Source organism: Lactococcus allomyrinae (assembly GCF_003627095.1).
Classification (GTDB): domain Bacteria; phylum Bacillota; class Bacilli; order Lactobacillales; family Streptococcaceae; genus Lactococcus; species Lactococcus allomyrinae.
Map to the genome: position 1 here is coordinate 105,566 of NZ_CP032627.1, position 25,916 is coordinate 131,481.

Sequence of the window (25,916 nt, forward strand, 5' to 3'; positions counted from 1 at the left end):
TACTCTAGAAAAAAGCTTGAATGTGCTTGAAGTCCGTTAAAGAGGTACTCTTATGATCAAATTCAATATCCGTGGCGAAAACGTCGAAGTTACCGATGCAATCCGCGCTTATGTTGAAGATAAAATTGGAAAACTCAACAAATACTTCAACGATGGTCATGAAGTGACAGCCTATGTAAATCTGAAAATTTACACTGAAAAACGTGCAAAAGTTGAAGTGACGCTTCCTGCTAAGAATGTAACATTACGTGCAGAAGATACATCACAAGATATGTATGCATCAATTGATTTTGTTGAAGAAAAACTTGAACGTCAAATTCGTAAATACAAAACTCGAATGAATCGTAAACCTCGCAATGCTAAACCAACAGGGCAAGTTTTTGCAGATGAGTTTGCTCCGCTTGACCAAGCGGATGAAGTAAAAGATGATAGCATCAGCATTGTTCGTACAAAACATGTCGCTTTGAAACCAATGGATGCTGAAGAAGCAGCACTGCAAATGGATATGTTGGGTCATGATTTCTATGTGTTTACTGATGCAGACACTAATGAAACTCATGTCGTTTATCGTCGTACAGATGGTCGTTTTGGCTTAATTGAAACAGAATAAGGATAAAAGGGCTAGGATTTCCTAGTCTTTTTGTCATATTTTTTGATAAATATAATAAGCATTTTTAAGATAAATTAAATAAAAAAGAGGTAAAATTTTAGAAAAAGAATAGAATGAAAATGTAAGCGTAAAACCTTGTGAAATTTAGCTTTGCTAAGATTTTCACTTGAAAATTTAGAAGAAAAATAGTAAAATCAGAGATGTATTAAGAGTGCTTAGCACTTAAAAATAATAAGGAGACTAAAATGTCAATTATTACTGATATTTATGCTCGCGAAGTCCTTGACTCACGCGGTAACCCAACACTTGAAGTTGAAGTTTACACTGAAGACGGTGCATTCGGTCGTGGTATGGTACCTTCAGGTGCTTCTACTGGTGAACACGAAGCGGTTGAACTTCGTGATGGCGACAAATCTCGCTACAACGGACTTGGTACTCAAAAAGCTGTTGACAATGTAAACAACATCATCGCTGAAGCTATCATCGGTTATGAAGTTACAGACCAACAAGCTATTGACCGTGCAATGATTGCTCTTGACGGTACAGAAAACAAAGGTAAATTGGGAGCTAACGCTATCCTTGGTGTTTCTATCGCTGCTGCTCGCGCTGCTGCTGATGAACTTGGTGTTCCACTTTACAACTACCTTGGTGGATTCAACGCTAAAGTATTGCCAACTCCAATGATGAACATCATCAATGGTGGTTCTCACTCAGATGCTCCAATCGCTTTCCAAGAATTCATGATCGTACCAGTTGGTGCACCTACATTCAAAGAAGCGCTTCGTTGGGGTGCTGAAATCTTCCACGCTCTTAAGAAAATTCTTAAAGCTCGTGGACTTGAAACAGCTGTCGGTGATGAAGGTGGATTCGCTCCTAAATTCGACGGAACTGAAGATGGTGTAGAAACTATCCTTAAAGCAATCGAAGCAGCTGGTTACAAAGCTGGTGAAGATGGCGTTATGATTGGTTTCGACTGTGCATCATCAGAATTCTACGAAAATGGTGTTTACGACTATACTAAATTCGAAGGTGAAGGCGGTAAAAAACTTTCAGCTGCTGAACAAGTTGACTACCTTGAAGAACTTGTTTCTAAATATCCAATCATCACAATTGAAGATGGTATGGACGAAAACGACTGGGATGGATGGAAACTCCTCACAGAACGTCTTGGTAAAAAAGTTCAACTTGTTGGTGACGACTTCTTCGTTACAAACACTAAATACCTTGAACGTGGTATCCGTGAAAATGCTTCAAATGCTATCTTGATTAAAGTTAACCAAATCGGTACTTTGACAGAAACTTTCGAAGCTATTGAAATGGCTAAAGAAGCTGGGTTCACAGCAATCGTATCTCACCGTTCAGGTGAAACTGAAGATTCAACAATCTCAGATATCGCTGTTGCAACAAATGCTGGTCAAATCAAAACTGGTTCACTCTCACGTACAGACCGTATGGCTAAATACAACCAATTGCTTCGTATCGAAGACCAATTGGCTGAAGTTGCTCAATACAAAGGTCTTAAAGCATTCTACAACCTTAAAAAATAAGATGTGAAATGTTAAAAACTCTCCTTAGGGAGAGCTTTTTTTGTCCAAGATATTTAGAGCAATCAATAATAGTGGGAGACCAGATTTATCACGTATAATGAAAAGTCAATATATCCATAGTCTTAACAGAAAGATGACAAGAAATCATTGTTGGAATTGCGCCTAGGTATGATACAGGTCCAGCAAGTAAGTATCAAAGGTACTTGATTTGAAAAGAATTATTTTATCCGAATTTACAATTGCTTCGTGGACAGTTTGATAGTTTGTTTCTAGAATCAACGTCAGTGAAAGTAAGAGGATTTTTATCAAAAATGATTTTGCTGTTAGAGAATTTCTCTGATAAAATTAATGGTTCATACTTAAATTTCATAAGTTCCCCTCTAATTTTACAAAGGTTATTATATTATGAAGTATTAAAAAAAATACTCCAAAGATTAAGGAAATTTGGATTATTAAAAAGTGACATTAGGAGTATAAAAATAGAAAAAATTTGTTACAATTAGTCTATAATCATGAGCATTGTATGCTCAATTATGATAAGAAATAGGAAAGCATGAATTAACAATCAATGATTAAAAACTACGAACTTTCAAGTGCCAAAAAATTGACTTCAACACCTGACATGAAAAACTTTACCTATGTGTTGAATCCAACACGAGAAGAAATTGGCACTGTCTCGGAATATTATGATTTTCCATTTGACTATGTTTCGGGGATTCTTGATGATTATGAAAATGCCCGTTTTGAAACGGATGATAATGATAATAATCTGATTTTGCTCCAGTATCCAGCGCTTTCAAATTATGGTGAAGTTGCTACTTTTCCATATTCTTTAGTTTGGACAAAAAATGAATCGGTCATTCTTGCACTCAATCATGAGATTGATAGTCGTATGATTTTTGATAGAGAGTATGATTATAAACGTTACAAACATCAATTGATTTTTCAGGTAATGTATCAAATGACTCATGCTTATCATGACTATCTGCGAGAGTTTAGGACTCGGCGTAGAAGACTCGAAGTTGGAATTAAAAATTCAACTAAAAACGATCAAATTGTAGATATGATAGCAATCCAAGCAAGTCTGATTTATTTTGAAGATGCTTTACATAATAATATTCAAGTTTTGCGCAAATTTATTGATTATTTACGAGAAGATGATGAAGACGGTTTTGCAGATAAGATTTATGATATTTTTGTTGAAACAGACCAAGCATATACAGAAACAAAGATTCAACTTAAATTACTCGAAAATTTACGGGATTTGTTCTCAAATATTGTAAGTAATAATTTGAATATTGTGATGAAAATTATGACTTCTGCGACTTTTGTTTTAGGGATTCCCGCGGTAATTGTCGGTTTTTATGGGATGAATGTTCCAATTCCTGGTCAAGCAATTAAATGGATGGTTTGGGCTATTTTAGTGGTGATTGTCGTGGTAAGTGGTTGGGTAACCTGGCTTTTGCATCGAAAAGATATGTTATAAAATGGGATAATTTATTTATCCTATTTATTTTTTTGTGAAAAAATTATTTTGATTAGTCAAGAGTTGTATTTATCAATATTAGTAAGAAATAGTTTGTGAAATATTGAAAGAAAGTAGATAAAAAATAGCTAAAATATTATAACAGATATTAAAATAATAATAACTGTACTAGTAAAGAATGTGCGATTTATTCAGGATTTTTTTTGATATCCGCAAACTGTATGATATAATTAAAATGTAATCTGAAACAGAAAGAACAAAGGAGATTTTCAAAATGAAAACCGAAGTTACTGAAAACATCTTTGAACAAGCCTGGGAAGGCTTCAAAGGGACTGACTGGCGCGACAAAGCAAGCATCACTCGTTTTGTACAAGAAAACTACAAACCTTATGATGGCGATGAAAGCTTCCTTGCTGGTCCAACAGAACGTACACTTAAAGTTAAAAAAATTATTGAAGATACAAAAGCACACTACGAAAAAGTTGGTTTCCCATTTGATACTGACCGTGTGACTTCTATTGACAAAATCCCTGCTGGATATGTTGATGCTAACGATAAAGAGCTTGAATTAATTTATGGTATGCAAAACAGCGAACTTTTCCGTTTGAACTTCATGCCTAAAGGTGGTCTTCGTGTTGCTGAAAAAATCTTGACTGAACATGGTCTTAGTATTGATCCTGATTTGCATGATGTATTGTCGCAAACAATGACTTCTGTAAATGATGGTATCTTCCGCGCTTACACTTCAGCTATCCGTAAAGCACGTCATGCTCACACTGTTACAGGTTTGCCAGATGCTTACTCTCGTGGTCGTATCATTGGGGTTTATGCTCGTCTTGCTTTGTACGGTGCAGACTACTTGATGAAAGAAAAAGCTAAAGAATGGGATGCAATTACTGAAATTAACGACGACAATATCCGTCTTAAAGAAGAAATCAATATGCAATACCAAGCATTGCAACAAGTTGTAAACTTTGGTGCTCTTTATGGACTTGATGTTTCACGACCTGCAATGAACGTGAAAGAAGCTATCCAATGGGTTAACATTGCATATATGGCTGTATGTCGTGTAATTAATGGTGCTGCAACTTCACTTGGACGTGTGCCAATTGTACTTGACATCTTCGCTGAACGTGACCTTGCTCGCGGAACATTCACAGAAGAAGAAATTCAAGAATTTACAGACGATTTCGTACTGAAACTTCGTACAATGAAATTTGCTCGTGCTGCTGCTTATGATGAACTTTACTCTGGTGACCCAACATTCATCACAACATCTATGGCTGGTATGGGTAACGACGGACGTCACCGTGTAACTAAAATGGACTACCGTTTCCTCAACACACTTGATACAATCGGTAACGCTCCAGAACCAAACTTGACTGTTCTTTGGGATTCTAAACTCCCTTACTCATTCAAACGTTACGCAATGTCTATGAGCCACAAACACTCATCTATCCAATATGAAGGTGTTGAAACAATGGCTAAAGACGGTTACGGTGAGATGTCTTGTATCTCTTGTTGTGTTTCTCCACTTGATCCAGAAAATGAAGAAGGACGTCACAACCTCCAATACTTTGGTGCACGTGTAAATGTCTTGAAAGCAATGTTAACTGGTCTTAATGGTGGTTATGATGATGTGCATAAAGACTATAAAGTGTTTGATATTGAACCTGTTCGTGACGAAATTCTTGACTACGATACAGTTATGGCAAACTTTGACAAGTCACTCAACTGGTTGACTGATACTTATGTTGATGCCATGAATATCATCCACTACATGACTGATAAATACAACTATGAAGCAGTTCAAATGGCTTTCTTGCCAACTAAAGTTCGTGCTAACATGGGATTTGGTATCTGCGGTTTTGCAAATACTGTTGATTCACTTTCAGCAATCAAATATGCAAAAGTTAAAACAATCCGTGACGAAAATGGCTACATCTATGACTATGAAGTAGAAGGTGATTTCCCACGTTATGGTGAAGATGATGACCGTGCTGATGATATCGCTAAGCTTGTGATGAAGATGTACCATGAAAAATTGGCTTCACACAAACTTTACAAAGATGCTGAAGCAACTGTTTCACTTTTGACAATCACATCTAATGTTGCTTACTCTAAGCAAACAGGTAACTCACCAGTTCATAAAGGTGTATTCCTCAATGAAGATGGTACAGTGAACAAATCTAAACTTGAATTCTTCTCACCAGGTGCTAACCCATCTAACAAAGCTAAAGGTGGATGGTTGCAAAACCTCCGTTCATTGGCTAAATTGGAATTCAAAGACGCTAATGATGGTATCTCATTGACAACTCAAGTTTCTCCACGTGCACTTGGTAAGACTCGTGACGAACAAGTGGATAACTTGGTTCAAATCCTTGACGGATACTTTACTCCAGGTGCTTTGATTGGTGGTACTGAATTTGCTGGTCAACACGTTAACTTGAATGTTATGGATCTCAAAGATGTTTATGACAAGATTATGAATGGTGAAGATGTTATCGTTCGTATCTCTGGTTACTGTGTCAATACTAAATACCTCACACCTGAACAAAAACAAGAATTGACTGAACGTGTCTTCCACGAAGTCCTCTCACAAGATGACAACGAAGTAATGCACACAACTAATATCTAATTCTTGAATTGATAATGATAATTAAACTCTGTCAGCACTGACAGAGTTTTTTAGTTTCTGTCAGTGTTGACAAGAAGGCGGGTTAATAGTATAGATTATTTGAGTTGTGGTGAAAAGAGAAATATTAATAAAAATAGCTAATAAACTATGAGTTTTAGTTTCGAAAATAGAAATTTTATGCTAAAATAAGATGATGAAAAAAGTAATTGGATTGACTGGTGGAATTGCGAGTGGAAAATCAACGGTGGTTGATTTTTTGGTTTCTCGAGGCTTTCAAGTCATTGATGCTGATAAAGTTGTTCGTGAATTACAAAAGCCTGATGGAAAACTTTATCAGGCCATTTTGACGGAATTTGGTGCTGAATTTTTTGATGAAAATCGTCAGTTGAATCGTGAAAAATTAGGACGTTTGATTTTTGCTGATAGAGTCCAACGTGAAAAATTGTCAGCACTTCAGGATAAAATTATTCGTGAGGAACTGTATTATAAGCGAGATGAGCTTCTGTCAGTACTGACAGAGCATTCAATTATCTTTATGGATATCCCGTTATTGATTGAATATAATTATACTGGATTTGATGAAATCTGGCTTGTTATAGTACCTGAAAGCGTACAGTTGAAGCGTTTGATGGCACGCAATCATTTGTCAGAAAAAGAGGCAAGAAGTCGTATTTCAACACAAATGTCAATGACAGAAAAGCAGAAATTTGCTGACAGAGTTTTTGATAATAGTGGAACAATCGAGCAGTTACAAAGTCAAGTGCAGCAAGCTCTTGAAGATTTGTGTCCTACTGATCACTCTTAAAAGTGAGTCATAATGTCTTGTAATAAAGAGTGAAGAAAGTTAGCGGTCGCTCATTGTAAAAAATCAAGAGATTAATGTCAGAGGTATGGGCAGCTAGCCATACTATAAATGCGGGACTGGCATATTTCGCTTTTTCTTTCGGTCAGTGATTTGAGATAAAAGAGTGTTAAATTAAAAAAGATTGAGGTGAGTTTAACGAAAACTGTTAATTGGAAAAGAAATTTATTTATTACGTGGATTGGTTGTTTTATCGTCGGTTCGTCATTTTCACTTGTGATGCCATTTCTTCCTTTGTATATCCAAGGGCTTGGCGTTAGAGGTGGAAATGTTGAACTTTACTCTGGTTTGGCCTTTTCATTGACGGCTTTGGCATCAGGACTTGTTGCACCTGTTTGGGGGCGTTTGGCTGATGAACACGGTCGTAAGCCGATGATGGTTCGTGCATCAATTGCAATGACAATTTGTATGAGTGGGATTGCCTTTGTTGATCATTTTGGAGGAGTCTGGGCTTTGCTTGCTCTACGTTTGTTAATGGGATTTTTCTCAGGCTATATCCCAAATTCGACAGCGATGATTGCCTCACAAGCTCCAAAGGAAAAATCAGGGTATGCGCTTGGTACTCTGGCAACAGCGATGGTTTCTGGGACTTTAATCGGTCCATCATTAGGTGGTTTGATGGCACAATGGTTTGGAATGGCAAATGTATTTTTAATTGTTGGGGTTTTGTTGGCTTTAGCGACGTTACTTACAATCTTTTTTGTTCATGAGAATTTTGAGCCGATTCCCAAAGGGAAAATGCTTTCTAGTAAAGAAATTATTGCGCGTGTAAGCAATAAACAAATACTGTTTGGTTTACTTGTTACAACATTTATTATTCAGATTACTTCTCAGTCTATTGAGCCTTTTGTGACACTCTACATCAAAACTTTGACAACAAATACAACAAACTTGATGTTTATTTCAGGTTTGATTGTATCTGCGGTAGGTCTATCCGCAATGCTGTCATCAAGCTTTTTGGGACGTATCGGAGATAAGTACGGTTCGCACCGTCTGATTTTGATTGGTTTAGTCTTTACATTTGTGATTTATTTGCCGATGGCAATGGTTAATAGTCCATTGCAATTGGGGATTTTGAGATTTTTACTTGGTTTTGGTACAGGTGCATTGATGCCTTCGGTCAATTCACTGCTCTCTAAAATTACGCCTAAAGAAGGAGTAAGTCGTATTTTTGCTTACGCGCAAATGTGCTCAAATCTTGGAATGGTGACAGGTCCTTTGGTTGGTTCAGCAATTGCGGGATACATTAGTTACCGTGCAGCAATCGTTGGAACAAGTCTTTTTGTTGTCGTCAATATCGTCTGGTCATTCATCAATTTCCGGAAATATTTACATAAACGGAGCATCATGGAATGAGGATAAAAATTACACTTCGCTGCACTTCTTGTGGCAATAAAAATTATATTAGTAGTAAAAATAAAGCAACTCACCCAGAGAAAGTTGAGACAATGAAATTTTGTCCAAAAGAACGCATTGTCACTCTGCATCGGGAGGAATAAAATCATTGACAGTTTTTTATCAGTGATTTTTTTATATTATCAGTAATCAAAAAAATAAATATACGGAAATAGAAGAAAAGAATTTCAAATTTGAAGAAATCACGGTCATTTTTCAAAAAATATACGCAAAAAATGATATAATGAATAAGATAAATTGAAGCACTATTTGTAATCTTATTGATTAAAATGAACAGAAGTATAAAAATTGTCCGAACTAGCCATTACCAGTGAAGTGATCACTTTGGAGTAAGAGGAGTAGCAGAGGAAGTAAGTCCATAAGTTTATAAATAGCAAAGCTCCCAGCGACGATATGAATATTTAATAGCTGCGGCATAACGATTATAGAGTATTTTTAACTTAGCAAGTGCGTGCTAATCCCTCCTCTTAGGCGAGGAGGAGGCAACACTATCTCTGCTTTGCCATGTATGCTGTCCATTCGCTCTAAAGCGAAATGGCAAGCTCTGTTTTCGTTCTACTGTCCTAGAGTCTCGGTGCTTTAGCGCTTAGATAGACCACTTCGCCTTGCGACTTTAGTCTCTTAGAGCGAATGGATAACGAAGCTTCGCTACGGGTGTGACCTCATATCTTTGATGTGAGGTTGTACCCTAACATTGGTGGGAGAAAAGAATCCCCACCAATGAAGTAATCACTTCAAACCAAATTATAGTATATAAATGAGATGAAATAAAAAATGAGAGACGGACTGAAAAAAACAAACTTTTTGAATTACTCCATCTTAATCCCTTATTTGATGTTATCTGCCATAGGGATTGTCATGGTTTTCTCGGCGACGGTACCTTACCAACTGGCACGAGGACTTTCTCCTTACAGGCTAGTTATTACACAAGCAGCATTCATGATGTTGAGTTTCGTAGCAATTGCGGTCATTTACCGAATGAAATTAAAAGCACTCAAGAGTCAAAGAATGCTGGGATTTATTATGGTAATGCTGATTTTGGCAATGATTTATGCTCGGGTAGGTCCTGGGACAACAGCTAATGGTGCACATGGTTGGATTCCTATTCCAGGAGTTGGAACAATTCAACCTGCGGAATACGCTAAAGTATTTGTCATCTGGTATCTTGCTTCAGTGTTCTCTGAAAAGCAGGAGGCTATACAGAGAAAAGACATTCAAGAGGTTTTTAAAGGAAAAGGACTCTTCCAAAAACTTTTTGGAGGTTGGCGTCTCCCAGTTGTGATTTTACTCGCACTGGATTTAATCATGCCAGATATGGGTAATGCCATTATTCTCGCAGCTCTAGCTCTTATCATGGTGGGAGCAAGTGGAATTTCTTGGCGTTGGTTTAATGGTTATGGAAAAATTGTCCTCACTGTTGCGATAGCTTTTCTTGGAATGCTCTTTGTTACAGGGGGAAATATTATTCCATCATTTTTAAAAATTTCTTACATCAATGCCCGTTTTGAAGCCTTTGTTAATCCGTTTACGGACTTGGCAAATTCGGGACATCAGTTAGCAAACTCCTATTATGCAATCGTCAATGGAGGTTGGCTTGGACGTGGTTTAGGAAATTCCATTGAGAAAAATGGTTATCTTCCAGAAGCACATACAGACTTTATCTTCCCGATTGTTGTGGAAGAATTAGGAGTAATAGGTGGCATTATTGTGCTAAGCATCCTATTTTTCCTGATTGTCCGTATCCTCCTAGTAGGTATTCGTGCTCGAAGTTCCTTTAATGCTTTAATGGCAATTGGAGTAAGTTCCATGTTGCTTATCCAAGTATTCGTTAACGTTGGTGGGGCAGTCGGATTAATTCCAGAAACAGGTGTAACTTTCCCATTTCTATCTCAGGGTGGTTCATCATTCCTTGTCTTATCATTAGGAATTGCTTTTGCACTTAATATTTCAGCAGATGAAAAACGACAAGAAGTTTCCGAACTTTCGAATCAATACAGTTCTGCGAATATTTAATATCAAAAAATGTAAAAAAATAACTCTGTCAGTACTGATGGAAAACTCTATGTTTTCGTCAGTACTGACAGAGTTAAAAAATAAAAAATTTGACAGAAAATTGCCAAATTAATATTAGTCGTGTTCAGAAACTCTATTTTTTCTTTGAATTACATTTTTGCACTTGACGTATTCGTCAGGTAAATGAACGCAAAGTTACCATAAAGTCAGTTATTTTACCGACTAGACTTCTTGGACAAGACCATTTTGCCTTGTGACTTTATAGGATACTCGTTTGCGCTAAAGTAGTAACAGATATGCTAATTGTTTCATCTATCTAGTCGTTTAGAGAAAATGGATAACGTAGCGAAGCGGAAGTGTGGTTACATATTGTAGATGTCAAGTAGGCTGTTGTAACTTTAGCCGCAATATAGGTTTAGTTCGTCTACAAAAATAAAGCGAGTTTCTGAACAACCTTAACAAATGGAGATTGTATGAAAAAATTGCTAGTTGCCAATCGTGGCGAAATTGCTATTCGTGTTTTCCGAGCTTGTAATGAGCTTGGTTTATCAACAGTTGCTGTTTATGCAAAAGAAGACGAATATTCAGTGCATCGTTTCAAAGCAGACGAATCTTACATTATCGGTCAAGGGAAAAAACCAATTGATGCTTATCTTGATATAGATGACATTATTCGTGTTGCTCTTGATTGTGGGGCAGATGCCATCCATCCAGGTTATGGTTTGTTGTCTGAAAACCTTGAGTTTGCGACAAAAGTTCGCGCGGCAGGTCTTGTTTTCGTTGGTCCAGAACTTCATCATTTGGATATTTTTGGCGATAAAATTAAAGCTAAAACTGCGGCAGATGAAGCAAAAGTTCCGGGAATCCCAGGAACGCATGGTGCGGTTGATATTGATGGCGCTCTTGCTTTTTCCAAAGAGTATGGCTATCCTGTGATGATTAAAGCTGCACTTGGCGGTGGAGGTCGCGGGATGCGTGTGGCTCGCAACGACGATGAAATGCGCGATGGATATGCTAGAGCAAAGTCTGAGGCTATTGGTGCGTTTGGTTCAGGTGAAATCTATGTTGAAAAATACATCGAAAATCCGAAACACATTGAAGTTCAAATCTTAGGTGATAGCCACGGAAACATTGTGCACCTCTATGAGAGAGACTGCTCTGTGCAACGCCGTAATCAAAAAGTAATTGAAATTGCACCAGCGGTGGGCTTGCCAGAAGATTTTCGTAAAGAAATCTGTGAAGCAGCGGTTAAACTTTGTAAAAATGTAGGTTATGTAAATGCAGGAACCGTTGAATTTCTTGTTAAAGATAATCAGTTTTATTTTATCGAGGTTAATCCGCGTGTTCAAGTGGAACATACAATTACAGAACTTGTGACAGGAGTTGATATTGTTCAAGCTCAAATCTTGATTGCTCAAGGTAAGTCTCTGCATGAAGAAATTGGAATTCCAGCCCAAGATGAGATTCCTCTTTTAGGCTCTGCGATTCAGTGTCGTATTACGACAGAAAATCCTGAAAATAACTTCTTACCTGATACGGGTAAGATTGATACTTATCGTTCACCAGCAGGTTATGGGGTTCGCTTGGATGGTAACGCTTATGCTGGTTATGAGGTTACCCCTCATTTTGATAGTTTGTTAGTCAAGGTTTGTACTTTCTCAAAAGATTTTAAAGATACTGTTCGGAAGATGGAGCGTGTATTACATGAATTCCGTATTCGTGGAGTAAAAACAAACATTCCTTTTCTAATCAATGTCATTGATAATGAGAATTTCAGAAGTGGTCAGGCAACAACAACTTTTATTGATAACACTCCAAGTTTGTTCATTTTCCCTCGTTTGCGTAATCGTGGTACAAAGACTCTACATTATCTTTCAACCATTACAGTAAACGGTTTTCCTGGTATTGAAAAAACAGACAAGCGTCATTACGATGAACCACGTCAGCCTCAATTAGTCATTGAGAAAAAGAGAACAGCAAAAAATATTTTGGATGAGCAAGGTGCGGATGCTGTCGTTGATTTTGTCAAAAATACAAAAGAAGTATTGTTGACTGACACAACTTTCCGTGATGCCCATCAGTCGCTTCTTGCAACACGTCTGCGTTTGCAGGATATGAAGGGAATTGCAGAAGCAGTAGACCAAGGTCTTCCTGAACTTTTCTCAGCAGAGATGTGGGGAGGAGCGACTTTTGATGTTGCTTACCGCTTCCTCAATGAAAGTCCGTGGTATCGTTTGCGTAAACTTCGTAAACTTATGCCCAATACCATGTTCCAAATGCTTTTCCGCGGTTCAAATGCAGTGGGTTATCAAAATTATCCTGATAATGTCATTGAAGAATTTATTCGTGTTGCAGCGCGTGAAGGAATTGATGTTTTCCGTATCTTTGATTCGCTTAACTGGCTACCACAAATGGAGAAATCTATTCAAGCTGTTCGTGATGCAGGGAAAATTGCAGAAGCAACGATTTGTTACACAGGAGATATTCTTGACCCTTCACGTCCAAAATATAATCTCAAATATTATAAAGATTTGGCAAAAGAGATGGAAGCAACAGGCGCACATTTGCTTGCAATCAAAGATATGGCTGGTGTACTAAAACCTCAAGCTGCTTATCGACTCATTTCTGAGCTTAAAGATACTGTGGATTTGCCGATTCATTTACATACACATGATACGTCAGGAAACGGGATTATTACTTACTCTGGGGCGACTCAAGCGGGTGTTGATATTATTGATGTGGCAACGGCAAGTCTTGCTGGGGGTACATCTCAACCATCCATGCAATCTATTTATTATGCACTCGAACATGGACCACGTCATGCAGCGATTAATGTGAAAAATGCTGAACAAATTGACCATTATTGGGAAGATGTGCGCAAATATTATGCACCATTTGAAGCAGGAATTACAAGTCCTCAAACAGAAGTTTATATGCATGAAATGCCTGGTGGTCAATACACGAACTTGAAATCTCAAGCTGCTGCCGTAGGATTAGGGCATAAGTTTGATGAGATTAAAGAAATGTATCGTACAGTTAATATGATGTTTGGTGATATTATCAAAGTAACACCAAGCTCAAAGGTTGTTGGCGATATGGCGTTATTTATGGTGCAAAATGAATTGACAGAGCAAGATGTCTACGAAAAAGGAAGTAGCCTGAATTTCCCTGAATCAGTTGTTTCATTTTTCCGAGGGGATCTTGGGCAACCAGAGGGGGATTCCCTGAGAAATTACAAAAAATTATTGTTAAAGATAAGTCTGTCATTACTGACAGACCAGGCTTGCACGCTGACAAAGTTGATTTGGAGGCTGTCAGCAAAGAATTAGCTGAAAAAATTGGTTATACACCTGCAGACCATGAAATTATCAGTTATTTGATGTATCCTCAAGTCTTTCTTGAGTATCAAAAAATGCAAAATGAGTTTGGTGCTGTGACTCTTCTTGATACACCGACATTCCTTCATGGTATGCGACTTAATGAAAAAATAGAAGTCCAAATCGAAAAAGGAAAAACGTTGAGTATTCGTCTTGACGAGATTGGGGAGCCGGACCTTGCAGGAAATCGTGTCTTGTTCTTTAACTTAAACGGACAACGCCGAGAAGTTGTAATCAACGATCAGTCTGTTCAGACACAGGTTGTTGCGAAACGTAAAGCTGAAACTGGAAATCCTCACCAAATCGGTGCAACAATGCCAGGTTCAGTTCTTGAAGTTTTAGTCAAATCAGGTGATAAAGTTAAAAAAGGCCAAGCGCTGATGGTCACTGAAGCGATGAAAATGGAAACGACAATTGAGGCACCTTTTGATGGCGAAATTGTAGATATTCATGTTTTAAAAGGGGAAGCAATTCAAACACAAGATTTACTTATTGAAATTGATTAATTACCTTTTTGAAAACCTGTCAGTATACTGACAGGTTTTTTGTTGTTTCCAAAAAAATACGGTTATTTAATTTTCAGAAAATATATAATTTTCTTAATAAATAGTGTATAATAATTAAATAGATGGAGGTATTTATGAATTTATTAAACAAACACCAAGAAAAGATGATTAAAAATTCACAAATTCCCAGTGAATTTTACAAGGAGTACAATGTCAAAAAGGGACTACGAGATCTTGAGGGAAAAGGAGTACTAGCAGGATTAACGAATATTTCGGCGATTCATTCTTTTGATGAGGACGGAAAACAAATTCCAGGAATCTTAGAATATCGTGCTTACAATATCAAAGATATTGTTGATGATCTTCGCAGAGAAGGTCGATTCGGATTTGAGGAAGTTACCTATCTTCTATTGTTTGGAGAGTTACCAACAGCCGATGATTTGAAAGAATTTCAAGATATTTTAGCACATAAAAGAATACTTCCTGAATTTTTTGTACGTGAAACAATTTTGACAAATCCATCAAGTGATGTAATGAATTCTATGAGTCGCTGTTTACTTGCTCTTGCTAGCTATGACGATAAAGCAGAGGATATTTCAATCGAAAATGTCCTAGAGCAGTCGCTCAATTTGATTGCCAATTTTCCGCTGCTTGCGATTTATACTTTTCAGGCCTATAGTCACTACCGCAAAGAAGAAAGTCTCTACATTCACTATCCAGATTTAACCTTGAGTACTGCTGAAAATATTTTGCGTATGTTGCGTCCTGACTGTCAATATACTGATACAGAAGCAAAAGTATTGGATATTGCACTTATTCTTCATATGGAGCACGGTGGAGGAAACAACTCTACTTTTACAACTCATGTTGTGACTTCAAGTGGGACGGATACTTATGCTACAATCGCTGCGGCATTGTCAAGTCTGAAAGGACCAAAACATGGTGGAGCCAATATCAAAGCAGCAAAAATGCTAGAAAATATCAAACAAAATATTTCGAACTATCATGATGAAGCAGAGATTGAAGACTATTTATACAAAATCTTGAACAAAGAGGCTTTTGACCAGCAAGGACTAATTTATGGAATTGGTCATGCCATCTATACAATTAGTGACCCACGTTTTGAAGTGTTTAAAAGTTATGTGGCAAGTTTGGTGAAAGAAAAAGGGATGGAAGAAGAGTTTGAACTCTATGAAAGAGTTGCAAGACTTGCTCCAAAAGTTATCTCAGACCATCGTAAAACTTACAAAACAATCTCTCCAAATATTGATTTCTATTCTGGATTTGTATATAAAATATTAGGAATTCCACAGGAACTATTCACACCATTATTTGCCATTGCTCGCGTTGTAGGATGGTTGACACATAGAATCGAAGAATTAATCAATATGAATAAAATTATTCGCCCAGCGTATGAGAGTGTATTAGAATCAAAAAATTATGTAAAATTGGAGGACAGATGAAGGACTTAACAATCTCTGATAAAAATTATCAATATTATGATATCTCTGAAATTGAAGACATTGACAAACTTCCTTATAGTTTGAGGTTGTTGTTGGAAAGTCTCTTGCGACAAAAGAATGATACAAGTATCACACAAGAACATATCCAAGCAGTATTAGATTACTTAAAAGGGGATACAGGAAAAGAAACTGTTTTCTTACCTAGTCGTGTCGTTCTACAAGACTTTACAGGCGTACCAGCTATTGTTGATCTTGCGGCTATGCGTGATGCAATGGTTAAATTAGGTAAAAACCCTAAACTAATTAATCCTGAAATTCCAGTAGATTTGGTCATTGACCACTCAGTGCAGGTTGATGTGCAGGGAAATGAGCGTGCGCTGCTGCTAAACTCAAAGAGGGAGTTTGAGCGAAATCATGAACGCTATGAATTTTTAAAATGGGCGGAACAATCGTTTGATAATTTTCGTGTTGTACCACCAGCAACAGGGATTATTCATCAGGTTAATATCGAATATTTGAGTGAAGTTGTCTGTGAAAAAAATGGCTTACTCTACCCAGATAGTGTCTTTGGTACAGATAGTCATACGACGATGATTAATGGACTGGGAGTATTAGGCTGGGGTGTTGGTGGCATTGAAGCAGAGGCAGTAATGCTAGGTGAGCCAAGTTCCTTAACAACTCCAGAAGTCGTTGGTGTCCGATTGAGCGGCAAACTTGGTATATTTGCAACAGCAACCGATTTAGCACTGACAATTACTAAAATACTGCGTGATGAAAAAGTCGTTGGAAAATTTGTTGAATTTTTTGGTACAGGTTTGGAAAATCTTAGTCTGGCAGACCGTGCAACTATTGCAAACATGGCACCTGAATATGGTGCAACCTGCGGTTATTTCCCAATTGATGATGAAACACTAAAATATTTACACGCGACCAATCGCTCTGATGAAGTGGTCTCAAGAGTGGAACATTATACAAAAGCAAATAAACTTTTTTATGATAATTCTTATGAACCACAGTACAGTAAAGTCATTGATGTTGATTTAAGTAAGATTGCAACACGTTTATCTGGGCCTTCACGCCCACAAGATATGCTCGAATTAGCAGATTTATTGACAAATTTTGAAACTTTCGCTGAAAAACAGAGACCGTTAAAAGAAGAGGATGGGAAAGTTGCTGTTGCAGCGATTACAAGTTGCACTAATACGAGCAATCCTCATGTGATGATGATGGCAGGATTACTTGCTAAAAATGCAGTAGAAAAAGGGCTAAAAGTTCCAAGTTGGGTAAAAACGTCATTAGCACCTGGGTCTAAAGTTGTGACCTCTTATCTCGAAAAGGCTGGGCTTCTTCCTTATCTGGAAGACCTTGGTTTTAATGTGGTCGGTTATGGGTGTACGACGTGTATAGGTAATTCTGGTCCTCTTTTGACTGAAATGGAAACAAGTGTGATTACTGATGATTTAATCGTAGCAAGTGTTCTAAGTGGAAATCGAAATTTTGAGGGACGTATTCATCCACTTGTGAAAGCAAATTATTTAGCTAGTCCACCTTTGGTAGTAGCCTATGCACTAGCAGGTTCTGTAAGGAGAAATCTGACGGAAACTGCACTTGGGATTGCTGAGAATGGTGAAAAAGTCTATTTGAGAGACATCTTACCAACATTGGAAGAAGTCGAAGAGTTAGTGAGCAAATATGTTACTCGAGAGTTATATGCAGAGAGTTACGCTAAAATATTTGATGAAAATGAAGCATGGAATGAAATTAAAACGAATAAGAGTGAAGTTTATGATTGGAAAGCAGATTCGACGTATATTTCTAATCCACCCTATTTTACTCACTTAACGGCAGAACTTCCTTCTTTTACTCAACTTTTGGGACTTCGCGCATTAGCAAAATTTGGAGATTCTATTACCACAGACCATATCAGCCCAGCGGGAAATATTCCGCTAAAATCAGCTGCAGGAGCGTATTTGACCTCCGCAGGCTTGGCTTATAAGGATTTCAACAGTTTTGGTTCGAGACGAGGCAATGATAAAGTGATGACACGCGGTACTTTTGCCAATATTCGGATAAAAAATCAGCTTGTTGCTGGTGTTGAGGGAGGCTACTCTAAGTTTGACGGTGAAATTTTATCCATATACGATGTGGCGCAAAAATACAAAGAAGAAGGCACGGGGTTAATTGTACTTGCGGGCAAAGATTATGGGATGGGTTCTAGTCGTGACTGGGCAGCCAAAGGAACGAAATTACTTGGTGTTAAAGCGATTATTGCCGAAAGTTTTGAACGAATTCATCGGAGTAATCTTGTCATGATGGGCGTGTTGCCGCTCCAATATTTAGAAAATGAAAATGCGGAAACACTTGGATTGACAGGGCATGAAGTGTATCGTATTGAACTACCCCAACATCCAAAAATCCATGAACGAATTACAGTGCATGCAGATGACAAAACTTTTGAAGTAGTGTTACGTTTTGACTCTCAAGTTGACTCGGATTATTATGAGCATGATGGGATTATGCCTTATGTTATTCGCAAAAAATGATGGTAAGTTAATGAGGTAGAAGATGAAAATAGAAGTAAAAGATGGCAAGTTATCTGTTCCTGACGTACCAACGATTGGTTATATCAGAGGAGACGGCGTAGGTAGGGATATTTTTCCAGAGGCAAGACGAGTGTTTGATGCAGCTGTGGAAAAGGTTTTTACTGGAGAGAAGAAGATTGATTGGCAGAAATTACTGGCAGGAGGTGAAGCATTTGAGGTGACTGGGAAGTATCTTCCTGAGGAAACACTTGAACAGATTTCAAAAAATCTGATTGCTATCAAAGGCCCTTTGATGACTCCTGTGGGAGAAAGTTTTCGCTCAATCAATGTAACTTTGAGACAGAAGCTGGATTTGTACGCTTGTGTGCGTCCTGTTGAATATTTTTCTGGAATTATTGCTCCTGTGAAGGAACCAGAAAAAGTTAATATGACAATTTTCCGCGAGAATACAGAGGATATTTACGCAGGAATCGAGTTTGCATCTGACACATCTGAAGCAGAAAAGTTGATTTCATTCTTGTCAGAAGTATTAGGTGTTCGGGGCATTCGTTTTCCACAAACATCAGCGATTGGTGTAAAACCAGTCAGTCCCGACGGGACAAAACGCTTGGTACGCTCTGCCTTTGACTATGCCTTACAACATGATAAAAAGCGCGTGACGATTGTGCATAAAGGAAATATCATGAAGTTTACAGAGGGAGGATTTAGAAAATGGGCTTATGAAGTGGCTGCTGAATATCCAACTTTTACAAAACTGGAATATGATAAAATAAAAAAAGAACAGGGCGTTCAAAAGGCTGAAAAGGAAAAGTCCACTGCTCTTAAAGTGGGTAAAATTTATGTTGATGATGTGATTGCTGATAATTTTCTCCAACAGATTATTCTCAATCCGCAAAATTTTGATGTTATTGCGACACTTAACTTGAATGGCGATTATATCTCTGATGCGCTTGCCGCTCAGGTTGGAGGCATTGGGATTGCTCCTGGCGCCAATATTAATTATAAAACAGGACATGCCATCTTTGAAGCAACACATGGCACAGCCCCTGATATTGCGGGCTAAATCAAGCAAATCCGTCAAGTCTGATTTTATCAGGGGTGATGATGTTTGAATATATCGGTTGGCAAGAAGTTGCAGATTTGATAAAGTTAGCACTTTCAAAGGTTTTTCGGTCTGGGGCAGTTACTTCGGACTTGGGAGGAGAACTTTCGACGATGGAATTTGCTGACAGATTAGTTGATTTTATAAAAACAACATAAAAAAATTCTGTCAGTATACTGACAGAATTTTTTATACTTATTTTAATGAATTGTTTTCCATAATTTCATCAATGAAACCATAGTCTAAAGTTTCTTTGGCGTCCATCCAGTGGTCGCGTTCTGTATCTTTATGAATTTGCTCAATAGGTTTTCCTGAGTTTTCAGAGAGAATACGCTCTAGGCGGTCACGTGTCTTTTTAATACTGTCAGCAATAATTTGAATATCTGTTTGTTGAGTACCTTGTCCAGCACCACCCATTGGTTGGTGAATCAAATATTCTGCATTTGGCAACATGAAGCGTTTGCCTTTTGTACCACTTGATGCAATGATTGTTCCCATTGAAGCAGCCATACCCATGACGATGGTTTGAACATCAGATTTAATGAAATTCATTGTGTCAACAATAGCAAGACCAGCTGATACAGAGCCACCAGGGCTGTTAACATAAAGATAGATGTCTTTCGTGTTATCTTGTGCATCAAGAAAGAGGAGCTGTGCAATAATACTGTTTGCCATTCCATCTTCAACGGGACCTGTCAGCATAATGATGCGGTCTTTCAGAAGTCTTGAGTAGATATCATAAGCGCGTTCGCCACGACTAGATTGTTCAATAACAGTAGGTACTAAATAACCCATAAATTGAATCTCCTTTTATAAGATATGAGTCTAACTCTCTTAAAATCATGAGGATACTAGTTTTTCTCGGACTTTGCGGAGATTTTACTTTAGATTTTTATGATTTCAAAGAGAGTGAACTCTATTAATATTTTTCTTTATTATAACTCATTGGTCAAAAAAGGTCAAAGAAAATAGTTTTTTGAATAAAAATTTTCTGTCAGTACTGACAAAATTTTTGTTAGTAAAGAGTTTAAACTTTCAGAACGCTTTCAAATTTGTTATAATTAAATCTATGAATACTGAACTTGTTATTGCCATGATTTTTGGAATGTTTATCGGTGCTTGGCTTTTGATTGCAGGCATTTATATTTATAAAGTCTATGATGAAAATCGTTATAAAAAACGATTAACGATTGAGAAATTGCTTCGTGAAATTGAGGTTAGAAATACATTAAATCAAAAAGTGATTGAGATTCTTAATCGCCCGATTACAGGCGATGACAAGGAATTGATTAATCCTCAAAGTGATGTTAAAGTTCCTTTTTATGATTATAACTTTTTGAAAAATTATACATCAATGTATAATTTATACATTCCGACATATTTTTTGAATACTTTCTTTAAAAAATTATCACACCATTTGGCTGTTTTTGATGATGAGCAAGATTTAAAAAATGGAGGTTACATTTTTAAAGAATCGCGCACAATTTTTGAAAATTTTTCTGTCGAAATTACTGATGATATTGAAGCGAAAAAGCGGGAATTGCAAAAAGCAAAAAATGTTTACCCTGCAATGCTGAAGAAGCAGCACTATAATATCTGATGCTGTGATTTACAACTTACTTTTTGTTTGCATAAAAGTAAGCCCTGTTAGTAAAATAATATGTAATCATTAGATAGAAAATGTCTAAAATTTTGATTAAAATACTGTCACAATGTACTCTTGTATCAAAGATATGGAGTCATGATTTCCTAGAATTTTGGAGTATCCTCATACTAAAATTCTAGGAAAGTGCTGACAGTTTTTTTGTCAATAAAATATTGTGAATTTTTATGAAAAACTTTGAAAAAGGTCTTTTTTTAACCCTTCAAATGTGTTATAATTGAACAATCATTGATGTTTAATATTATTAGTTAAATAAATATACACGAAGGAGAGACGATGATTACAATCTATACAGCCCCCTCTTGTACAAGCTGTAAAAAAGCTAAAAATTGGCTTTCATATCACCAAATTCCATTCAACGAGCGAAATCTCATTGCTGACCCATTATCAGTTGATGAAATCAGTCGTATTTTGGAAAAATGTGATGATGGTGTGGAAGGATTGATTTCAAGCCGAAACCGTTTTGTGAAGACTTTGGGTGTTGATTTTGAAGATTTATCACTGTCAGCAGCGATTAAAATCATTTCAGAAAATCCGCAAATTATGCGTCGTCCAATCATCATGGATGAAAAACGTTTGCACGTTGGCTACAACGAAGAAGAAATTCGAGCTTTCCTGCCACGTACGGTGCGCATTTTAGAAAATGGCGGTGCACGTTTACGTAGCGCAATCTAATTATTTATTTAAAAAAGGAATTTTTCGAGACGTTAGTTGCGTCTTTTTTTTGTCATCTATAAAAGATAGTGACCATAAGTAAGTGATTGGCTGACAAAACTTCTGTCAGTAATTTTTTATATCACTTGATGCTTAAAAGCTTTGATGACCAGAACATTTGAGTTCCTATACTTAAGCTTACTAGAAAAAAGGTGTGAAAAGATGAGGTAAATGAGCTATAATGGAGACATGGAAATTTTTGATACACATACACATCTCAACTCTGAGGAGTTTGATGGACGGATACCAGATGAGCTAAAAAAAGCTGAACAGCTTGGGGTAACCAGAATCAATAACGTGGGAAGTAACTATAAGTTGAATAAGAAAGCCGTTTTGTTAGCAGAAAAATTTGCTGCGTGTTATGCCACAATTGGCTGGCACCCTGATGATGCGGCAGAGTTTGATGCTGATGCCGAGCAATATTTGCTTGAGCAACTTTCAAAAGAGAAAGTTATTGCGCTTGGTGAGATTGGCTTAGATTATCATTGGATGGTACGTTCTAAAGAAGAACAAGAGCGCATTTTCAGACGGCAGATTCAGATTTCGAAGCGCGCAAATGTTCCATTCCAAGTCCATACGAGAGATGCACTTGACGATACTTATGCTATCATCAAGGATGAAGGTGTAGGAAGTTCGGGGGCGATAATGCATTCATTTTCTGGAACCTATGAAGATGCAAAGCGTTTTGTCGAACTTGGGATGATGATTTCCTTTTCAGGAGTGGTCACTTTTAAAAAGTCTGTTGCGGAACAAGAAGCAGCACAATTGTTGCCTCTTGATAAAATTTTGGTGGAAACAGATGCACCATATTTGACGCCTGTACCTTATCGAGGGAGAGAAAACACACCGGGATACACACGGTATGTTATTGATAAAATCGCAGAACTACGCGGAATTTCGGCTGAAGAGATCGCACGCATAACAACCAAAAATGCTTTAAATATTTTTAACTTAGCAAGTGCGTGCTAATTCCCCCACCTTTTAGGTGGCGGGATAAGCAGCACTAAGCTCTGCTTTCGTTCTACTAACATTGGTGAGGGAGAAAGCATCCCCCACCGATGAAGTAATCACTTCAACTTATATTTTTGTTGACAGGCAACTAAAAACGATGTATAATGTTGCTTGTCAACAAAAAGTTGATTCTTCTCTAACTTGGGAATTTAATGTAAATCCAGTTTTTGGTAGAATGAACGCTATCTTGACGAAATGAGTTCGGAGCGTTTAGAGTTGATGAAAATAAACGCACCCTACATCTTAATCGAAAGAAGATTTAAAAAATGAGTACTTTGCTAGCGATTTTAGCCCACCCCCACACAGATGATTTTAGTTGGTCTTTAGCGACCTTTGATGAATTTATCAAGAGCTATGAAGAGGAACATCCTGATGAACACATCATTATTCGTGATTTATTTGAAGAAAAAGTGCCAGCGCTTGACAACGACACTTTTGCTGCTTGGAAACGGAACAAATATGCTCCAGATACTTTGACTGAGGCAGACCAAGTACTTTTAGCGCGTCATAATGCTTATGTTGATGAATTTATAGCTGCTGATAAGTATGTCTTTGTCAATCCGATGTATAATGGCTTCACAACAGCGGAGCTGAAACAATACATTGATGTGATTGCTGTGCCACGCAAACTTTTTCGTTATACAGAAAATGGTCCTGTTGGTCTTTTGAAAGGGAAGAAGAGTTTACATATTCAGTCAGCTGGTGGTTTCTACCATAATGAAGAAGATGCATCGCATATGGCGGAGGATTTGGGTGCGGCATATATTGAGCAAACCATGAAAATGATTGGGATTGAAGCGCGTGAACAACTCTTTGTTGAGGGGTACGCCCATTATCCAGAGCGTGCCGAAGAATTGAAGAAAAAAGCCTTCGATGAAGCACGTGAATTAGGAAAAGACTTTTGAATTGATTACTTCATTGGTGGGGGACTTTTTCTCCTCCACCAATATTAGGGTATAACCCCACATCAAAGATATGAGGTCACACCTCCGCTTCGCTACGTTATCCATTCGCTAAAAGTTGCAAGGCGAAATGGTCCTGTCTCTGAAGTTTATCTCGCTTCGCTACGCTGCCGATTTTACTATCTCCGCAACTTCGTTGCTCCGCTGTCCATTTGCTTAGGAGGTAAAGCTTCAAGAGAAAACGGCAATAGCCAAATAGCAATTTTCATGAGTTCTGGACAAGTAGCCTCACCTCTTGGTATAATGAAACAATGAGAAATGGAAAAGAAGTGGATAAAGCAATCGCTCAGGCTTTGCATGATTTGCGTAATCAGAAAGGAAATCGAACGCTTGAATCGCAGTGGATTTTGCGGCAATTAGGTGATGAAGAGTTGACAAAAGAAGTAAAAAGCTTATCTGTTGTGGCACTTCATATCTTGTCTAGCTTGAAAGAAAAGGATTTGACTGGTGTTGAGCTGGCAAGTCATTTGGAGGTCACGCGTGGAGCGATTACACGTGCTGCTGGAAATCTGACAGCATATCATTTTGTTAAAATTTATCAGCTTGATGCGGATAAAAAGAAAATTTTTTATCAGTTGACAGATAAGGGGCGCAAAGTCGCTGCTGTTCATGATAAAATGCATGAGAAGATTGATGAGATTTTCAATGAACGAATTTTTTTGAAATATACGGAAAATGAAAAGCAAGTGATTTTAGGGTTTTTGACGGATGTTGATGCAGTAGATGACTTGTTGAATAAGATGTTATGAGCGCTGTAAGAGGAGCAATAACGCATGGTTTGGATTGAGATTTTAGGGAGCTGGTTGCTTTTCATGGGGGCGGTGTTGCAGGCTTTCATTGAGTTTAGCGAGGGAGACAAGAAAAACTTGCTCCGTGTGCGTGGCTGGACGATTGTGTCTTGGGGTGCTTGGTTTGTTGCAATTTCGGGGACTTGGTCGGGTGTGGCAGCGCTTCATTTTGGTTTTTGGATTTGGCTTTTGGTCATCGCTATCTTGAGTGTGCTTACGATTGGTGGTGTGGTTACGCTACTTTCGAGACACGAACTTTATGGAAAGAAGAAAAAATGAAATTAGATACATACGGACTTTTTGTCAAGAACTTGGCAGTGATGGTTCCTTTTTACTGTGAAAATCTCGGTTTTACAACAGAATGGGATGGAAATCCTGACCACGCAGACTTATTTGATAAGGTGACAGGTTTTCGCTTGATGCTTTCTCAACGAAATTTTATTGAGGAGTTATTGGGGAGGAAAACAGTTGAGTTTGATTTAAATATGCGGATGGAACAAGCATTTTTGGTTGGTTCTCATTCCGAAGTTGATGAAAAATTTGTAGCATTTAAATTGGCGGGCATCAAAATAATTTCGGAACCCGTCACTTATCCGTGGGGACAACGTGCCTTTTATTTCGCTGACCCAGAGGGAAATTTGAGCGAGATTTTTGCAGAATAGAAGCGAGCAAAATGAAAATTATACTTATCGGAAGTTCGGGCAGCGGAAAATCCACACTGACAAGGGAGCTGTCAGTGCTGACAGAAAGTTCAGTCTTGCATTTGGATAGAGTTTTTCACGCTACCACTCAACAACCGCGCGAAGTTTTGCGCCAGACGACACGATCGTTTATCGCCAGTCATGAGTCTTGGATTATTGATGGGAACTATGGCTCTACTTTGGATGAGCGGATTCCTTTTGCCGATGTCATCATCTGGCTAAAAGTGCCTCGGCCAACAGCTGTGATGCGCGTGGTTAAGCGCTCGGTAAAGGCTCGGTGGCTTGGGCAAAAACGGCAGGATATGGCCTCAGAGTTCGTTGAGAAATGGGATAAGGAATATCTCGAATTTTTGAAATTTGTTTGGAATTTTCCTAAGACAGAGTTTCCACAAATTGAAGAAAATTTAACAAAATTTGATGCTTGGGACAAGGTGGTTATTTTGAAAAATCGAAAAGACAAGGCAAAATATTTAACTACTTTGCAAAAAATTCAAAAGATAAAATGAAGTGAAAA

The 25,916-nt window shown here is 37.7% G+C and carries 19 protein-coding genes and 2 pseudogenes; 20 read left to right on the top strand and 1 reads right to left on the bottom strand.

The window, feature by feature from the left end; all coding sequences use genetic code 11:
- The first annotated feature begins 52 nt into the window (after nucleotides 1–52).
- The 12 genes and pseudogenes from hpf to icd all read left to right on the top strand — a co-directional run bounded on the left by hpf (nucleotide 53) and on the right by icd (nucleotide 19,721).
- The gene (hpf, locus tag D7I46_RS00590; protein WP_120771107.1) at nucleotides 53–610 is read left to right on the top strand and encodes a ribosome hibernation-promoting factor, HPF/YfiA family; all 558 of its coding nucleotides are present in this window, start codon (nucleotides 53–55) and stop codon (nucleotides 608–610) included.
- A gap of 245 nt (nucleotides 611–855) precedes the next feature.
- A complete protein-coding gene (gene eno / locus D7I46_RS00595) occupies nucleotides 856–2,157 on the top strand; it encodes a surface-displayed alpha-enolase (protein WP_057720322.1) in 1,302 nt (433 codons plus the stop codon).
- A 568-nt stretch (nucleotides 2,158–2,725) separates the two neighbouring features.
- Complete coding sequence (locus tag D7I46_RS00600; RefSeq protein ID WP_162930782.1) at nucleotides 2,726–3,643, top strand: magnesium transporter CorA family protein; 918 nt, start codon at nucleotides 2,726–2,728, stop codon at nucleotides 3,641–3,643.
- Between the two features lie 274 nt (nucleotides 3,644–3,917).
- Nucleotides 3,918–6,281 (top strand): formate C-acetyltransferase, encoded by a 2,364-nt coding sequence (gene pflB / locus D7I46_RS00605; RefSeq protein ID WP_120771108.1) that lies wholly within the window; start codon nucleotides 3,918–3,920, stop codon nucleotides 6,279–6,281.
- Nucleotides 6,282–6,474: 193 nt separating this feature from the next.
- Entirely contained in the window at nucleotides 6,475–7,086 is a 612-nt protein-coding gene (coaE, locus tag D7I46_RS00610) for a dephospho-CoA kinase (protein WP_120773242.1), read from the top strand.
- Nucleotides 7,087–7,272: 186 nt separating this feature from the next.
- Nucleotides 7,273–8,499 (top strand): multidrug efflux MFS transporter, encoded by a 1,227-nt coding sequence (locus D7I46_RS00615; RefSeq protein ID WP_120771109.1) that lies wholly within the window; start codon nucleotides 7,273–7,275, stop codon nucleotides 8,497–8,499.
- Entirely contained in the window at nucleotides 8,496–8,642 is a 147-nt protein-coding gene (gene rpmG, locus D7I46_RS00620; RefSeq protein ID WP_120771110.1) for a 50S ribosomal protein L33, read from the top strand. The genes D7I46_RS00615 and rpmG overlap by 4 nt, the downstream gene beginning before the upstream one ends.
- A 691-nt stretch (nucleotides 8,643–9,333) precedes the next feature.
- Complete coding sequence (locus tag D7I46_RS00625; RefSeq protein ID WP_120771111.1) at nucleotides 9,334–10,572, top strand: FtsW/RodA/SpoVE family cell cycle protein; 1,239 nt, start codon at nucleotides 9,334–9,336, stop codon at nucleotides 10,570–10,572.
- A gap of 473 nt (nucleotides 10,573–11,045) precedes the next feature.
- A pseudogene (locus D7I46_RS00630) lies at nucleotides 11,046–14,455 on the top strand (pyruvate carboxylase).
- Nucleotides 14,456–14,589: 134 nt separating this feature from the next.
- Nucleotides 14,590–15,918, top strand: a complete 1,329-nt coding sequence (locus tag D7I46_RS00635) for a citrate/2-methylcitrate synthase (RefSeq protein WP_120771112.1) — start codon at nucleotides 14,590–14,592, stop codon at nucleotides 15,916–15,918.
- Complete coding sequence (acnA, locus tag D7I46_RS00640; protein ID WP_120771113.1) at nucleotides 15,915–18,461, top strand: aconitate hydratase AcnA; 2,547 nt, start codon at nucleotides 15,915–15,917, stop codon at nucleotides 18,459–18,461. The genes D7I46_RS00635 and acnA overlap by 4 nt, the downstream gene beginning before the upstream one ends.
- 22 nt (nucleotides 18,462–18,483) lie before the next feature.
- A pseudogene (gene icd, locus D7I46_RS00645) lies at nucleotides 18,484–19,721 on the top strand (NADP-dependent isocitrate dehydrogenase).
- Nucleotides 19,722–19,758: 37 nt separating this feature from the next.
- On the opposite strand, the gene D7I46_RS00650 reads toward icd, so the two are convergent.
- Nucleotides 19,759–20,358, bottom strand: coding sequence for an ATP-dependent Clp protease proteolytic subunit (locus D7I46_RS00650; RefSeq protein WP_120771114.1), 600 nt, complete (start codon nucleotides 20,356–20,358; stop codon nucleotides 19,759–19,761).
- 274 nt (nucleotides 20,359–20,632) lie between these two features.
- Between D7I46_RS00650 and D7I46_RS00655 the strand changes: the two genes are divergently transcribed.
- The 8 genes from D7I46_RS00655 (at nucleotide 20,633) to D7I46_RS00690 (ending at nucleotide 25,908) form a co-directional block, all read left to right on the top strand.
- Complete coding sequence (locus tag D7I46_RS00655; RefSeq protein ID WP_162930919.1) at nucleotides 20,633–21,163, top strand: hypothetical protein; 531 nt, start codon at nucleotides 20,633–20,635, stop codon at nucleotides 21,161–21,163.
- A gap of 339 nt (nucleotides 21,164–21,502) precedes the next feature.
- Nucleotides 21,503–21,901, top strand: coding sequence for a transcriptional regulator Spx (gene spx, locus D7I46_RS00660; protein WP_120771115.1), 399 nt, complete (start codon nucleotides 21,503–21,505; stop codon nucleotides 21,899–21,901).
- 228 nt (nucleotides 21,902–22,129) lie between these two features.
- Nucleotides 22,130–22,909, top strand: a complete 780-nt coding sequence (locus D7I46_RS00665; RefSeq protein WP_120773244.1) for a TatD family hydrolase — start codon at nucleotides 22,130–22,132, stop codon at nucleotides 22,907–22,909.
- A gap of 308 nt (nucleotides 22,910–23,217) precedes the next feature.
- Nucleotides 23,218–23,856 (top strand): FMN-dependent NADH-azoreductase, encoded by a 639-nt coding sequence (locus tag D7I46_RS00670; RefSeq protein ID WP_120771116.1) that lies wholly within the window; start codon nucleotides 23,218–23,220, stop codon nucleotides 23,854–23,856.
- Nucleotides 23,857–24,164: 308 nt separating this feature from the next.
- Nucleotides 24,165–24,662, top strand: a complete 498-nt coding sequence (locus D7I46_RS00675) for a helix-turn-helix domain-containing protein (protein WP_120771117.1) — start codon at nucleotides 24,165–24,167, stop codon at nucleotides 24,660–24,662.
- A gap of 24 nt (nucleotides 24,663–24,686) precedes the next feature.
- Nucleotides 24,687–24,980, top strand: a complete 294-nt coding sequence (locus D7I46_RS00680) for a hypothetical protein (RefSeq protein WP_120771118.1) — start codon at nucleotides 24,687–24,689, stop codon at nucleotides 24,978–24,980.
- Nucleotides 24,977–25,363, top strand: coding sequence for a VOC family protein (locus D7I46_RS00685; protein WP_120771119.1), 387 nt, complete (start codon nucleotides 24,977–24,979; stop codon nucleotides 25,361–25,363). Before D7I46_RS00680 ends, D7I46_RS00685 begins: the two co-directional genes overlap by 4 nt.
- 11 nt (nucleotides 25,364–25,374) lie before the next feature.
- A complete protein-coding gene (locus D7I46_RS00690) occupies nucleotides 25,375–25,908 on the top strand; it encodes a P-loop NTPase family protein (protein WP_120771120.1) in 534 nt (177 codons plus the stop codon).
- The last annotated feature ends 8 nt before the right edge of the window (nucleotides 25,909–25,916 follow it).

What these genes read in the sequence shown, in the direction of transcription:
- D7I46_RS00690 (WP_120771120.1), top strand. Translation starts at nt 25,375, where the DNA reads ATGAAAATTATACTTATCGGAAGTTCGGGCAGCGGAAAATCCACACTG.
- D7I46_RS00685 (WP_120771119.1), top strand. Translation starts at nt 24,977, where the DNA reads ATGAAATTAGATACATACGGACTTTTTGTCAAGAACTTGGCAGTGATG.
- D7I46_RS00655 (WP_162930919.1), top strand. Translation starts at nt 20,633, where the DNA reads ATGAATACTGAACTTGTTATTGCCATGATTTTTGGAATGTTTATCGGT.
- spx (WP_120771115.1), top strand. Translation starts at nt 21,503, where the DNA reads ATGATTACAATCTATACAGCCCCCTCTTGTACAAGCTGTAAAAAAGCT.
- acnA (WP_120771113.1), top strand. Translation starts at nt 15,915, where the DNA reads ATGAAGGACTTAACAATCTCTGATAAAAATTATCAATATTATGATATC.
- rpmG (WP_120771110.1), top strand. Translation starts at nt 8,496, where the DNA reads ATGAGGATAAAAATTACACTTCGCTGCACTTCTTGTGGCAATAAAAAT.
- D7I46_RS00650 (WP_120771114.1), bottom strand. Translation starts at nt 20,358, where the DNA reads ATGGGTTATTTAGTACCTACTGTTATTGAACAATCTAGTCGTGGCGAA.
- D7I46_RS00670 (WP_120771116.1), top strand. Translation starts at nt 23,218, where the DNA reads ATGAGTACTTTGCTAGCGATTTTAGCCCACCCCCACACAGATGATTTT.
- coaE (WP_120773242.1), top strand. Translation starts at nt 6,475, where the DNA reads ATGAAAAAAGTAATTGGATTGACTGGTGGAATTGCGAGTGGAAAATCA.
- D7I46_RS00675 (WP_120771117.1), top strand. Translation starts at nt 24,165, where the DNA reads ATGAGAAATGGAAAAGAAGTGGATAAAGCAATCGCTCAGGCTTTGCAT.
- D7I46_RS00635 (WP_120771112.1), top strand. Translation starts at nt 14,590, where the DNA reads ATGAATTTATTAAACAAACACCAAGAAAAGATGATTAAAAATTCACAA.
- pflB (WP_120771108.1), top strand. Translation starts at nt 3,918, where the DNA reads ATGAAAACCGAAGTTACTGAAAACATCTTTGAACAAGCCTGGGAAGGC.
- eno (WP_057720322.1), top strand. Translation starts at nt 856, where the DNA reads ATGTCAATTATTACTGATATTTATGCTCGCGAAGTCCTTGACTCACGC.
- hpf (WP_120771107.1), top strand. Translation starts at nt 53, where the DNA reads ATGATCAAATTCAATATCCGTGGCGAAAACGTCGAAGTTACCGATGCA.
- D7I46_RS00680 (WP_120771118.1), top strand. Translation starts at nt 24,687, where the DNA reads ATGGTTTGGATTGAGATTTTAGGGAGCTGGTTGCTTTTCATGGGGGCG.
- D7I46_RS00665 (WP_120773244.1), top strand. Translation starts at nt 22,130, where the DNA reads ATGGAAATTTTTGATACACATACACATCTCAACTCTGAGGAGTTTGAT.
- D7I46_RS00625 (WP_120771111.1), top strand. Translation starts at nt 9,334, where the DNA reads ATGAGAGACGGACTGAAAAAAACAAACTTTTTGAATTACTCCATCTTA.
- D7I46_RS00600 (WP_162930782.1), top strand. Translation starts at nt 2,726, where the DNA reads ATGATTAAAAACTACGAACTTTCAAGTGCCAAAAAATTGACTTCAACA.